Raw genomic sequence first — 12704 nt, 5'->3', positions numbered from 1 at the left:
ACACAGCACATAAATCAGGCTTTATTTAAAAAACGGCACATCCCCCAACACCGTAGCCCGCTGCATCACTCGCCGCGCCGGACGGTAATCATCCACCGCGTAATGCTGGGTCACGCGGTTGTCCCAGAACGCAATGTCGTCTTTCTGCCAGCGCCAGCGAATGGTGAATTCCGGTCGGGTCGCATGAGCGAACAGGAATTTCAGAATCGCTTCGCTCTCGGTTTCCGACAGTTCGTTGATCTTCGAGGTGAAGCCTTCGTTGACGAACAACGAGCGCCGTCCACTGACCGGATGGGTGCGGATTACCGGGTGTGACAACGGTGGGTTCTTGCGTCGTGCCTCTTCCCACTGGGCCAGTGCTTGCGGCGTATTGCCGTAGCGTTCCAACGGGAAAGAGCGGGTGAAATCGTGAGTCGCGGTCAGCCCTTCGAGCAGGTTTTTCATCGGTGCCGACAGAGCTTCATACGCGGCAATCCCGCTGGCCCACAGGGTGTCGCCGCCAAACTCGGGCAGCAGCTTGGCGCTGAGCACCGCGCCCATCGCCGGGGTCGGCAGGAAGGTCACGTCGGTGTGCCAGATCGCGTTGTCGCGCACGTCGGTGACGGCGGTGTCGAGGATCAGCACTTCGGGCTGCTCCGGCACGTTCGGGTAGATCGGGTGAATGTGCAGGTCGCCGAAGTACGCGGCGAAACGCGCCTGTTGCGACGGTTTGATCGGCTGGGCGCGAAAGAACAGCACTTGATACTTGAGCAGCGCCTGCTCGATGGCGTCGCGCTGTTCCAGGTTCAACGGCTGGCTGACGTCGACGCCGTTGATCTGCGCGCCGAGGGCCGAGCTTAATGGGGTGATGGTCAGGCTGCTCATGGTGGGTCTCTGGAATTCGGGTTTTGAGCTCTTGGTGGGAGCGGGCTTGCTCCGGGCGGCGTTCCGACGAATGCGGTGTGTCAGAAGACATTTCTGTGACTGATACACCGCATTCGCGAGCAAGCCCGCTCCCACAGGTTTTGGATGGCAAGTATTCAATGCGCCTGGCCGTGCCACGGCACCAGTTTGCGCTGCAGGGCACGCAGGCCCATTTCCATGGCGAAGGCGATCAGGGCGATCACCAGAATCCCCAGCACCACCACATCGGTGACCAGGAACTGCGCAGCCGATTGCACCATGAAGCCCAAGCCGCTGGTGGCGGCGATCAGTTCGGCGGCGACCAGGGTCGACCAGCCGACGCCCAGACCAATGCGCACACCTGTGAGAATATCCGGCAACGCGCTGGGCAAAATCACATGAAGAATCAGCTGTGCGCGAGTGGCACCGAGCGACTGCGCGGCACGCAATTTAGCCGGGTCAACGGTGCGCACGCCGGTCGCGGTAGCGATGGCGATCGGCGCGAAAATCGCCAGGTAGATCAGCAGCACTTTCGACAACTCGCCGATGCCGCACCAGATCACGATCAGCGGCAGATAAGCCAATGGCGGAATGGGCCGGTAGAACTCGATCAGCGGATCTAGCACACCACGGGCAATACGGTTGGCACCGATGGCGATGCCCACCGGCACCGCGGTCAGAATCGCAAAACCAAGGCCCAGGCCAATGCGGCTCAGGCTCGCGCCCAGGTGCTGCCACAGGGTCGAATCCATGTAACCGGTGGTCGCGAGCAACCAGCCTTTTTGCAGCACGGCGGACGGTGGTGGCAGGAACAGCGGTTCGATCAAACCGCTGGCGGTCACGGCCCACCAGATCACCAGCAAGGCGAACAGTGTCAGCAGGCTGATCCAGCGGGTGCTGAGGCTGCGCCGCACCGGAATCACCACCGACGAAGCTTTTGCTACCGGGGCGGAAACGTCGTAACTGCTCATGCGCGCTCCTGCCGTTGAACGGCGCTGCGTTGCGAGAACACTTTGCTCAGCACGTGCTCGCGGGTCTCGATAAAACGCGGGTCGGATTTGATCGCCCGTGCCGATTCACCGGCGGCGTAGCGCTGACCGAAATCCAGGTGCAGGCGCTCGACGATCTGCCCAGGATTCGGTGCCAACAGAATCAGGTCAGTGGCGAGAAACACTGCTTCTTCGATGTCGTGGGTAATCAGGAACACCGGTTTGGCGGTGCGCTGCCAGACCTGTAGCAGCAGCTCCTGCATCTGCTCGCGGGTGAATGCATCAAGGGCGCCGAAGGGTTCGTCCATCAGCAGCACGCGCGGGTCGGCGGCGAGGGCGCGGGCCAGGCCGACACGCTGTTTCTGGCCGCCGGAAAGCTGCCAGATACGGCGGTGTTCAAAACCTGTGAGGTCGACCAGCGCAAGCATCTCGCGGGCGCGCTGTTCGCGTTTGTCTTTGGCAACGCCGGCCAGTTCCAGACCGAAGGCAACGTTGGCCAGCACGTCCTGCCACGGTAGCAGGGCGTCGTCCTGGAACACCACGCCACGTTCGGCGCTCGGGCCTTTGACCGGCACGCCGTCGAGGGTGATGCGCCCGGCGCTGGGTTCGACGAAGCCGGCAATCAGGTTCAACAGCGAAGTCTTGCCACTGCCGGACGGGCCGAGGGCGACCAGCAATTGCTGAGGCCCGAGGGTCAGGGAAATGTCCGCCAGCACCGGTTCCGGGCTGCCTGGGTACTGTGCGCTGATGCGCTCCAGCTGTAGCAAGGCCATCGCAGTTAACTCCCGATCAGTTGGTGATGTATTTGGCGCTGACGTACGGCGCGTAGTCCGGCAGTACGGCTTCGACCTTGCCTTGCTCCTTGAGGAACGCGGCGGTGTCGGTGATGGCTTTGGTGGTCGGCGCGCCGAGGGTGATCACCTGATCAGCCGCCAGCGGGTAGACGTTGCCTTGCAGCAGCAATGGAATGTCGCTGGCCTTGGCGCCGGAGAGCTTCACCAGCTTGTCGACGTGGGACTGGTCGGCGAGCCAGGCTTTCGGGTCCTTGCGGTAATCGGCGTAGGCGTCGAGGGTGACCTTGGCGAACGCGGTGACGATTTCCGGGTGCTTCTCGGCAAAGTCTTTGCGCACGATCCACGCATCGAAGGTCGGCGCGCCGAACTTGGCCAGTTCGCCGGAGGTGATCAGCACTTTGCCGTTTTCCTTGGCCACACCGAGGGCCGGATCCCAGACGTAAGTGGCGTCGATGTCACCGCGTTTCCATGCGGCGATGATCGCTGGCGGCGCGAGGTTGAGCACGGTGACTTTCGACGGATCGATGTTCCAGTGCTTCAACGCCGCGAGCAGGCTGTAGTGACCGGTGGACACGAATGGCACGGCGATTTTCTTGCCGACCAGATCCTGCGGGGTCTTGATCCCGGAACCGTCGCGAGCGACCAGCGCTTCGGCGGCGCCGATCTGGGTGGCGATGAGGAAAGTTTCCACCGGAACCTTGCGGGTGATGGCGGCGGTCAGCGGGCTGGAACCGAGGTAGCCGATCTGCACGTCACCGGAAGCGATGGCGGCGATGATGTCGGCGCCGTTATCGAACTTGCGCCAGCTGATGTCGGCCTTGGTGGCTTTCTCATAGGCACCATCGGCCTGGGCGACTTTCGCCGGATCAACGGTGGTCTGGTAGGCGACGGTGAGGTCGGCGGCCTGCGCCAGAAAGCTCGCAGCAGCCAACGAGGCCACGGCCAGCAGGCGAAGCGGGAAATTCAGTTTCATGGGGAGTGCTCCAAGTCAGGCGACCGATGATCGGCGTGAAAGGAGACTAAATGATCTAAGAATCTAAAAATAAATAACTTTTTAGACTTAGCTTATGAGCGGAAAAATCTAAGGCGTTAGGGATTGCTGGTGAGGTCATTGTGGCGAGGGAGCTTGCTCCCGCTGGAGGCCGAAGGACTCCAATATCAATTCATCACGGTGCTTCTTATGCACCGGGGGACTGAAATTGCGACTGCTGCGCAGCCGAGCGGGAGCAAGCTCCCTCGCCACAGGGAATAGTGGTTAGTTACTGATCGCCAGAATGCTCGCCTGATACGACCCGACAAACACATCGAAATCGCCCACCTCGTTCTGCTCCAGCTCAGCCTGCGCCCCCAGCGACGAACGCGCCAACTCCTCAAACTTCGCTTGCTCAGCCGCCGCCAACGGTTCGCTGCGGAAGAACTCGGCATGCGCCTGGCTCTGACGCAGGGAGAATTGCGCGAAGCTCTCCTTGTGTTCGGCCATCGCCGCCAGCACTTGGGCCGAAGGGGTCAGGGACGAATCCTTGACCTTGGCCAGTTGCGCGTCCAGCGCCTTGCTGTGCGCGTCGCCGCCATGGCTCTGATCGAGCAGGGCCGCCAGCGGGGCGATTTTTTCCAGCAGCTCGGCTGCCCAAACCTTCAGCTCGACCGCTTCGCCGTCACGCTGCAATTGCAGCCCCGGACGGCGGCCTTCCTTGACCACGCTGAGGAAGTTCGAGGTGGCGTTGCTGCAGGAATTGCTGGTCAGCAGCGGACTGTCGTTCAGCGCGCAGTACAGCAGGAACGCGTCAAGGAAGCGCGACTCGGTAAGGTCGATGCCCATCGGCAGGAACGGGTTGATGTCCAGGCAACGCACTTCGACGTACTGAATGCCACGGGCCATCAGGGCCTGGATCGGCCGTTCGCCGGTGTAGGTCACGCGTTTCGGGCGGATGTTGGAGTAGTACTCGTTTTCGATCTGCAGGATGTTGGTGTTGAGCTGTACCCACTCGCCATCCTTGTGCGTGCCGACCTCAACGTACGGCGCGTACGGCGTGGCGACGGCCTTGCGCAGGCTGTCGGTGTAGCTCGCCAGATCGTTGTAGCACGGCGTCAGGCCGGCCTGGGCGTTGCTTTGGTAACCAAGGTCGCTCATGCGCAGGCTGGTGGCGTACGGCAGATACAAAGTATCCGGATCGAGCTGTTCCAGTTGATGCGAGCGCCCACGGAGGAAACCGGCATCCAGTGCCGGCGAAGCCCCGAACAGGTACATCAGCAGCCAGCTGTAGCGGCGGAAGTTGCGGATCAGCGCGATGTACGACGATGACTGGAAGTCGCGGTCGGTGCCGACGAAGCCCTCGGCCTCGCGCAGCAGCGGCCAGAGCTTTTCCGGCAGGGAAAAGTTGTAGTGAATCCCGGCGATGCACTGCATGGTCTTGCCGTACCGCAGGGCCAGGCCCTTGCGGTAGACGTACTTGAGCTGACCGATGTTGGACGTGCCGTAATAGGCGATCGGGATGTCTTCCTCGGCCGGCAACGGGCACGGCATCGATGGACTCCACAGGTACTCGTTGCCGAGCTTGCTGTAGGCAAAGCGATGAATCTTGTCCAGGCTCGCCAGCGTATCGGCCGGATCGGGCAGGGCGGGGGTGATGAATTCCAGCAGCGACTCGGAGTAGTCGGTGGTGATCTGTTCATTGGTCAGCGCGGAACCCAAGGCTTCCGGGTGCGGCGTTTGCGCCAGACGACCTTCACTGGTCACGCGCAGGCATTCACGTTCGATACCGTGGAGGCACTGTTCGAGCAGAGAGAGGTTGGCGCGCTCGCCGAGCAGAGCCAGGCGGCGGTTGAGAAGTTCGCTCAATTTGGATTCCTTCACGCGTCAGTCGCCCCAATATGGGGGTGGGCAGGACGGTCTACAAGGGTGAAGTTGAAACTGGCGTTTTCGCCTGGTTTTGTAGCGGCAGGCCATTTGCCGGTCAGTCAGGAACTGCACAATCCCTGTGGGAGCGAGCTTGCTCGCGAAGAGGGTTTATCAGTCAACATTTCGGTTGCCTGATACACCGCCTTCGCGAGCAAGCTCGCTCCCACAAGGTTCGTTGCGCCGAAATTAACTCAAAATGATGAACAACATCTACAGGACAGCGAACGTGCCTTGCGCTTTTGCGACCAGTTTGTCGCCCTGCATCACGTCGGCCTCGACCACCAAAGTGCGGCGGCCCGGGTGGATGACCCGCGCCGTGCACAGCACCTCGCCGTCGGACACGGCGCGGATGTAGTTGATCTTGCACTCGATGGTCGCGCTCTGCTGATCGAAGCCGTGGGTGCTGGAACAGGCCAGCCCCATGGCGATATCGACCAGACTGAACAGCGCGCCACCGTGCAACTTGCCGCCGCGATTGCGCAGTTGTGGTTCCAGCACCAGGGCGACTTGCGCCACCCCGGTTTCCAGGCTGTGCAGGCGGCAGCCCAACAGCTTGAAAAACGCGCTCTCGACGAGCCCGGCCGGAACTTCCATCAGCGTTTCTTCAACTGCTTGGCGTTGGCGAACAGCGAGGCCATGGCGTTGTTCACCGGAGCGGCTGTGGCCGTTTCCTTGCGTGGTGCGTTGCCCGAAGACTGGCGCGGTGCCGAGCCTGGACGCGAACCACGGGCGCCGTCGATTTTCTCGCCAGGAGTGTCGCTCATGCGCATCGACAGACCGACGCGTTTGCGCGGGATATCGACTTCCATGACCTTCACTTTCACCACGTCACCGGCCTTCACCGCTTCGCGTGGATCCTTGATGAACTTCTCCGACAGCGCCGAGATGTGCACCAGACCGTCCTGATGCACGCCGATGTCGACGAATGCACCGAACGCGGTCACGTTGGTGACGACGCCTTCGAGGATCATCCCCAGTTGCAGGTCTTTAAGGTCTTCGACGCCTTCCTGGAACTCGGCAGTCTTGAACTCCGGACGCGGGTCGCGGCCCGGTTTTTCCAGTTCTTGCAGAATGTCGGTGACGGTTGGCAGGCCGAAGGTTTCGTCGGTGAATTTCTTCGGATCCAGACGCTTGAGGAACGCGGCGTCGCCGATCAGCGAGCGAATGTCGCGATCGGTTTCAGCGGCAATCCGCTGTACCAGTGGATAGGCTTCCGGGTGAACGGCCGAGGAATCCAGCGGGTTGTCGCCGTTCATCACGCGCAGGAAGCCTGCGGCCTGCTCGAAGGTTTTCTCGCCCAGACGCGCGACTTTCTTCAGCGCTGCACGGGTCTTGAACGCACCGTGTTCGTCGCGGTGGGCGACGATGTTCTGCGCCAGAGTCGCGTTGAGGCCGGAGATCCGCGCCAGCAGCGCCACCGAAGCGGTGTTCACATCGACGCCGACGGCGTTCACACAGTCCTCGACCACCGCATCCAGACCACGCGCCAGTTTCAGTTGCGACACGTCGTGCTGGTACTGGCCGACACCGATGGATTTCGGATCGATCTTCACCAGTTCGGCGAGCGGATCCTGCAGTCGACGGGCGATGGACACCGCACCACGGATCGACACGTCCAGGTCCGGGAATTCCTTGGCCGCCAGTTCCGATGCCGAGTACACCGATGCGCCGGCCTCGGAGACCATGACCTTGGTCATCTTCATCGCTGGGTATTTTTTGATCAGCTCGATCGCCAGTTTGTCGGTTTCGCGACTGGCGGTGCCGTTGCCGATGGCGATCAGGTCAACCGAGTGCTTGGCGCACAGGGCGGCCAGAATCGCGATGGTCTGATCCCACTTGTTGTGCGGCACGTGCGGGTAAACCGTGGCGTGATCCAGCAGTTTGCCAGTGGAGTCGACCACCGCGACCTTGCAGCCGGTACGCAGGCCCGGGTCGAGGCCCAGGGTGGCGCGCGGGCCGGCCGGAGCGGCCAGCAACAGGTCGTGCAGGTTATGGGCGAAGACGTTGATCGCCTCGGTTTCGGCACTGTCGCGCAGTTCGCCGAGCAGGTCGGTTTCGAGGTGGGTGTAAAGCTTGACCTTCCAGGTCCAGCGCACCACTTCGCCGAGCCATTTGTCGGCGGGGCGGTTCTGGTTCTGGATGCCGAATTGCTGGCCGATCATGCCTTCGCACGGGTGCATGGTGCCCGGCAGTTCGTCGCCGACTTTCAGCGCGGAACTGAGGATGCCTTCGTTGCGGCCACGGAAAATGGCGAGTGCGCGGTGCGACGGCATGCTTTTCAGCGGCTCGTCGTGTTCGAAGTAGTCGCGGAACTTCGCGCCTTCTTCTTCCTTGCCGGCGATCACGCGGGCGCTGATGGTCGCTTCCTGCTTGAGGAAGTTACGCAGCTTTTCCAGCAGGCTGGCGTCTTCGGCGAAGCGCTCCATGAGGATGTATTTGGCCCCTTCCAGCGCAGCCTTGACGTCGGCCACGCCTTTTTCGGCGTCGACGAAGCGGGCGGCTTCGGTTTCCGGCGTCAGGTTCGGGTCGTTGAAAAGGCCGTCGGCCAGCTCGCCAAGGCCGGCTTCGAGGGCAATCTGGCCCTTGGTGCGGCGCTTCTGCTTGTACGGCAGGTACAAGTCTTCGAGGCGGGTCTTGGTGTCGGCGAGCTTGATGTCGCGTTCGAGGGCCGGGGTGAGTTTGCCCTGCTCCTGGATGCTGGCGAGGATGCTGATGCGCCGTTCGTCGAGTTCTCGCAGGTAGCGCAGACGCTCTTCCAGATGACGCAACTGGGTGTCATCGAGGCTGCCGGTGACTTCTTTCCGGTAACGGGCGATGAAGGGAACGGTAGAGCCTTCATCGAGTAGCGCGACGGCCGCTTCGACCTGTTGCGGGCGTACGCCGAGTTCCTCGGCGATGCGGCTGTTGATGCTGTCCATAAAACCACCTGACATATTGTGAAAGCAGGCTCGCAGGCACGGAAATAAAGGCCCGGAGTCTGGTTGAGCGGCTAGAAAATTGCCGCTGCCTGGGTCAAGAGGCAGCCCATTGACCCGTGAAATCGAACCATTACTGCGGCCACCGGGAAAAAAGCTCGGCCACCTGCGGTAACGATTCAGACGTTGCCTGGCACAAAACGCCGCGCATTATAACCAGCGTTCTGTCATTCGGGGGTGTAGCAGTCTGTAGGCATAAACCCCGGTTTTCTGGCACTGAAGGAAAAATCTGCTAACAATGCACACGGTGCGTATAACGGCAGCTACGCCATAATGCGCGCCGAGCTAAAAGGAGCATCCAATGAGCAGCACTGCAAACAATGCTGAAGGCGAAAAAATTCTTATTGTTGACGACGATCCGGGGCTGAGCAGCCTGCTGGAACGTTTCTTCGTCAGCAAGGGCTACCGTGCCCGTGCCGTACCGAACACCGAGCAAATGGATCGTCTGCTGTCGCGTGAAGTGTTCAATCTGGTCGTCCTCGACCTGATGCTGCCGGGCGAAGACGGCCTGACCGCCTGCCGTCGCCTGCGGGCGGCGAACAATCAGATTCCGATCATCATGCTCACCGCCAAAGGCGATGAGATGAGCCGCATCAAGGGCCTGGAACTGGGCGCCGATGACTATCTGGCCAAGCCGTTCAACCCGGACGAGCTGATGGCTCGGGTCAAAGCGGTTCTGCGTCGTCAGGCCGCACCGGTGCCGGGCGCGCCGGGCAGCGAAGACGAAAATGTCACCTTCGGTGATTACGTGCTGTCGCTGGCGACCCGCGAGCTGAAACGTGGCGAAGAAGTGCACATGCTCACCACCGGTGAGTTTGCGGTGCTCAAGGCACTGGTGATGAACGCGCGTCAGCCGCTGACCCGCGACAAACTGATGAACCTGGCCCGTGGCCGCGAGTGGGATGCCCTGGAGCGTTCCATCGACGTGCAGATTTCCCGTCTGCGCCGGATGATCGAGCCGGATCCGTCGAAACCACGCTATATCCAGACTGTCTGGGGTGTGGGCTACGTGTTCGTACCGGACGGCGCCGCCACCAAGTGATCGGCGATTTGTAGGAGCGGGTCTGCGCATCGGGTTGATCGACCCTCTACGCAGACTCGCAATCCGCAATATGCGAGCATTGCTCGCTCCTGCAAGTGTTTAACGGTTATCGATGAAAACCCCCGTCTGGTTCCCCCAAAGTTTTTTCTCCCGCACCCTTTGGCTGGTGCTCATCGTCGTGCTGTTTTCCAAGGCACTGACCCTGGTTTATCTGTTGATGAACGAGGACGTGCTGGTGGATCGTCAGTACAGCCACGGCGTCGCCCTGACGCTGCGCGCCTATTGGGCGGCCGATGAAGAAAACCGCGCGAAGATCGCCGATGCCGCGACCCTGATCCGGGTGGTCGGCGCCGGGGTGCCGGAGGGCGAGCAGCACTGGCCGTACAGTGAAATCTATCAGCGGCAGATGCAGGCGGAGCTGGGCGCCGACACCGAAGTGCGTTTGCGCATGCACTCGCCGCCGGCGCTGTGGGTGCGTGCGCCAAGCCTCGGCGACGGTTGGCTGAAAGTGCCGCTGTACCCGCATCCGCTGCGCGGCCAGAAAATCTGGAACGTGCTCGGCTGGTTCCTCGCCATCGGTTTGCTGTCCACCGCCTCGGCATGGATTTTCGTCAGCCAGCTCAACCAGCCGTTGAAACGTCTGGTATATGCCGCGCGGCAACTCGGTCAGGGTCGCAGCGTGCGCCTGCCGATCAGCGATACACCCAGCGAGATGACCGAGGTGTATCGCGCCTTCAACCAGATGGCCGAAGACGTCGAGCAGGCCGGCCGTGAGCGTGAGCTGATGCTGGCGGGGGTGTCGCATGACTTGCGCACGCCGCTGACCCGCTTGCGGCTGTCGCTGGAGCTGATGGGCGACCGCAACGATTTGACCGACGACATGGTGCGCGACATCGAAGACATGGACGCGATTCTCGACCAGTTCCTCGCGTTCATTCGCGATGGTCGTGACGAGTCGGTGGAGGAGGTCGACCTGAGCGATCTGGTGCGTGAGGTGGCCGCACCGTACAACCAGAACGAAGAGAAGGTGCGCTTGCGTCTGGAGCCGATCCAGCCGTTTCCACTGCGCCGGGTGTCGATGAAACGCCTGCTGAACAACCTGATCGGCAACGCCTTGAATCACGCGGGCAGCGGCGTCGAGGTTGCGGCTTATGTGTCCGGCGATACCAGCGCGCCGTACGTGGTGCTGAGCGTGATGGACCGTGGCGCTGGGATCGATCCGTCGGAGCTGGAAGCGATCTTCAACCCGTTCACCCGTGGCGACCGTGCCCGGGGCGGCAAAGGTACGGGGTTGGGCCTGGCGATCGTGAAGCGGATTGCTTCGATGCATGGCGGCAATGTCGAGTTGCGCAACCGCTCCGGGGGCGGACTGGAGGCGCGAGTGCGATTGCCGTTGGGGTTGATGTTGCCGCGAGATGCCGTCTGACAGCCGAGATATTCAGCGGGGCTGATGGCCCCTTCGCGAGCAAGCCCGTTCCACAGGGGAGCGCATGCCAAAATGTGGGAGCGGGCTTGCTCGCGAACGCAGCCGCCCAGCCACCACATTTCTGACGGGTTAACCCTTGCCTTTGGTCCGAGTCATATTCGGCCCGCCATTCTTCTCAAGGTGTTCGATGATGATCCCCGCCACGTTCTTGCCGGTGGTGGTCTCGATCCCTTCCAGGCCCGGCGACGAGTTCACTTCCATCACCAGCGGGCCGTGGTTCGAACGCAGAATATCCACACCCGCCACCGCCAGCCCCATGACCTTGGCCGCACGCAACGCGGTCATGCGTTCTTCCGGGGTGATCTTGATCAGGCTCGCGCTGCCGCCACGGTGCAGGTTAGAGCGGAACTCGCCCGGCTTGGCCTGACGTTTCATGGCCGCGATCACCTTGTCGCCGACCACGAAGCAGCGGATGTCGGCACCGCCGGCCTCCTTGATGTATTCCTGGACCATGATGTTCTGCTTCAGACCCATGAACGCCTCGATCACCGATTCGGCCGCGGTCGCGGTTTCGCACAGCACCACGCCGATACCCTGAGTGCCTTCCAGCACTTTGATCACCAGCGGCGCGCCGTTGACCATGTCGATCAAGTCGGGAATGTCATCCGGCGAGTGGGCGAAGCCGGTTACCGGCAGGCCGATGCCGCGCCGCGACAGCAGTTGCAGCGAACGCAGTTTGTCCCGCGAACGGGCGATGGCTACGGACTCGTTGAGCGGAAACACTCCCATCATTTCGAACTGGCGCAACACGGCGCAACCGTAGAACGTCACCGACGCACCGATCCGCGGGATCACCGCGTCGAAGCCTTCCAGCGGCTTGCCGCGATAGTGGATCTGCGGCTTGTGGCTGGCGATGTTCATGTAGGCGCGCAGGGTGTCGACCACTACCATTTCATGCCCGCGTTCGGTGCCGGCTTCGACCAGACGACGGGTGGAATACAGACGCGGATTCCGCGACAGCACAGCGATCTTCATGCAACACCTGTGGAGGAGGTAGATACCGGGAACACCGGCTTGTCTTGTACATACTTGATGCCCGGATTGACCACCAACTGGCCATCAATCAGGGCTTTGGAACCGAGCAACAGGCGATATCGCATGGACTTGCGGCAGGCGAGGGTGAACTCGACTGCCCAGACCCGATCACCGAGGGCCAGGGTGGTGCTGATCACATAGCGCACCTGGGCCTGGCCGTTGGAGCTTTTAATGGTTTTGCGCGTCACCAGCGGTGCTTCGCAGCGCCGGTGACGCAACTGCACCACCGTGCCCAGGTGCGCGGTGAAGCGCACCCACTTCTCGCCGTCGCGTTCGAACGGCTCGATGTCGGTGGCATGCAGGCTGGAGGTGCTGGCGCCGGTGTCGATTTTCGCCCGCAGGCCCGCGACTCCCAGATCAGGGAGCGCCACCCACTCGCGCAGACCGACAACGGTCAAATGGTCAAATGTCTTCAAAGGTACTCAACCGGCAGAAACCGCTCGGGCCACGTACGGCCGAATTCGCGGTATTCACGCAGAATAATGGTTAAAAGGCGACAGATATCTACGGCCCGGATTGCCGACGCCTCAAGCGGGTGTCGGCTGCTGCGCATTGTAATCCGGGACGGCGTAATTCATGGCACGACAGAAACGGTAGTACAG

11 protein-coding genes are annotated in these 12704 nt (G+C 61.7%); 2 read left to right on the top strand and 9 right to left on the bottom strand.

From position 1 onward, the window contains the following. Positions 1-21: 21 nt before the first annotated feature. The 7 genes from tauD to AC27VU_RS08165 all read right to left on the bottom strand — a co-directional run bounded on the left by tauD (position 22) and on the right by AC27VU_RS08165 (position 8482). Positions 22-864 carry a taurine dioxygenase gene (gene tauD, locus AC27VU_RS08195; RefSeq protein WP_488723844.1) on the bottom strand — a complete coding sequence of 281 codons (843 nt, stop codon included), beginning with the start codon at positions 862-864 and terminating at the stop codon, positions 22-24. Positions 865-1019: 155 nt separating this feature from the next. After that, on the bottom strand, positions 1020-1853 hold the full coding sequence (gene tauC, locus AC27VU_RS08190; protein ID WP_488723843.1) for a taurine ABC transporter permease TauC: 834 nt from the start codon (positions 1851-1853) through the stop codon (positions 1020-1022). Further along, complete coding sequence (gene tauB, locus AC27VU_RS08185) at positions 1850-2644, bottom strand: taurine ABC transporter ATP-binding subunit (RefSeq protein ID WP_103485314.1); 795 nt, start codon at positions 2642-2644, stop codon at positions 1850-1852. The genes tauC and tauB overlap by 4 nt, the downstream gene beginning before the upstream one ends. Positions 2645-2660: 16 nt before the next feature. Further along, positions 2661-3638, bottom strand: coding sequence for a taurine ABC transporter substrate-binding protein (tauA, locus tag AC27VU_RS08180; RefSeq protein WP_007964707.1), 978 nt, complete (start codon positions 3636-3638; stop codon positions 2661-2663). A 282-nt stretch (positions 3639-3920) separates the two neighbouring features. Next, complete coding sequence (gene gshA, locus AC27VU_RS08175; protein ID WP_488723842.1) at positions 3921-5504, bottom strand: glutamate--cysteine ligase; 1584 nt, start codon at positions 5502-5504, stop codon at positions 3921-3923. 270 nt (positions 5505-5774) lie between these two features. Then, the gene (locus tag AC27VU_RS08170; RefSeq protein ID WP_003220635.1) at positions 5775-6158 is read right to left on the bottom strand and encodes a PaaI family thioesterase; all 384 of its coding nucleotides are present in this window, start codon (positions 6156-6158) and stop codon (positions 5775-5777) included. After that, on the bottom strand, positions 6158-8482 hold the full coding sequence (locus tag AC27VU_RS08165; RefSeq protein ID WP_045122251.1) for a Tex family protein: 2325 nt from the start codon (positions 8480-8482) through the stop codon (positions 6158-6160). Before AC27VU_RS08165 ends, AC27VU_RS08170 begins: the two co-directional genes overlap by 1 nt. 358 nt (positions 8483-8840) lie before the next feature. Here AC27VU_RS08165 and ompR point away from each other — a divergent pair, with 358 nt between their 5' ends. Beyond that, a complete protein-coding gene (gene ompR / locus AC27VU_RS08160) occupies positions 8841-9581 on the top strand; it encodes an osmolarity response regulator transcription factor OmpR (protein WP_003220637.1) in 741 nt (246 codons plus the stop codon). Between the two features lie 112 nt (positions 9582-9693). Next, entirely contained in the window at positions 9694-11007 is a 1314-nt protein-coding gene (locus AC27VU_RS08155; RefSeq protein WP_003220639.1) for an ATP-binding protein, read from the top strand. Between the two features lie 129 nt (positions 11008-11136). Here AC27VU_RS08155 and rimK read toward each other — a convergent pair whose 3' ends face one another. Next, positions 11137-12042, bottom strand: a complete 906-nt coding sequence (gene rimK, locus AC27VU_RS08150) for a 30S ribosomal protein S6--L-glutamate ligase (RefSeq protein ID WP_003220641.1) — start codon at positions 12040-12042, stop codon at positions 11137-11139. Next, entirely contained in the window at positions 12039-12518 is a 480-nt protein-coding gene (rimB, locus tag AC27VU_RS08145; protein WP_003220644.1) for a retropepsin-like aspartic endopeptidase RimB, read from the bottom strand. Before rimB ends, rimK begins: the two co-directional genes overlap by 4 nt. Positions 12519-12704 lie beyond the last annotated feature (186 nt).

The sequence above is a fragment of the Pseudomonas sp. 14P5.3.2 genome (assembly GCF_057799175.1).
The sequence above is the reverse complement of the archived record's forward strand: the minus strand, read 5'-3'. Positions and strand labels throughout refer to the sequence as shown.

Bases quoted from the DNA above. Each gene is read 5' to 3' on its own strand.
- tauD (WP_488723844.1), bottom strand. From the start codon at position 864: ATGAGCAGCCTGACCATCACCCCATTAAGCTCGGCCCTCGGCGCGCAG.
- tauC (WP_488723843.1), bottom strand. From the start codon at position 1,853: ATGAGCAGTTACGACGTTTCCGCCCCGGTAGCAAAAGCTTCGTCGGTG.
- tauB (WP_103485314.1), bottom strand. From the start codon at position 2,644: ATGGCCTTGCTACAGCTGGAGCGCATCAGCGCACAGTACCCAGGCAGC.
- tauA (WP_007964707.1), bottom strand. From the start codon at position 3,638: ATGAAACTGAATTTCCCGCTTCGCCTGCTGGCCGTGGCCTCGTTGGCT.
- AC27VU_RS08170 (WP_003220635.1), bottom strand. From the start codon at position 6,158: ATGGAAGTTCCGGCCGGGCTCGTCGAGAGCGCGTTTTTCAAGCTGTTG.
- AC27VU_RS08165 (WP_045122251.1), bottom strand. From the start codon at position 8,482: ATGGACAGCATCAACAGCCGCATCGCCGAGGAACTCGGCGTACGCCCG.
- ompR (WP_003220637.1), top strand. From the start codon at position 8,841: ATGAGCAGCACTGCAAACAATGCTGAAGGCGAAAAAATTCTTATTGTT.
- AC27VU_RS08155 (WP_003220639.1), top strand. From the start codon at position 9,694: ATGAAAACCCCCGTCTGGTTCCCCCAAAGTTTTTTCTCCCGCACCCTT.
- rimK (WP_003220641.1), bottom strand. From the start codon at position 12,042: ATGAAGATCGCTGTGCTGTCGCGGAATCCGCGTCTGTATTCCACCCGT.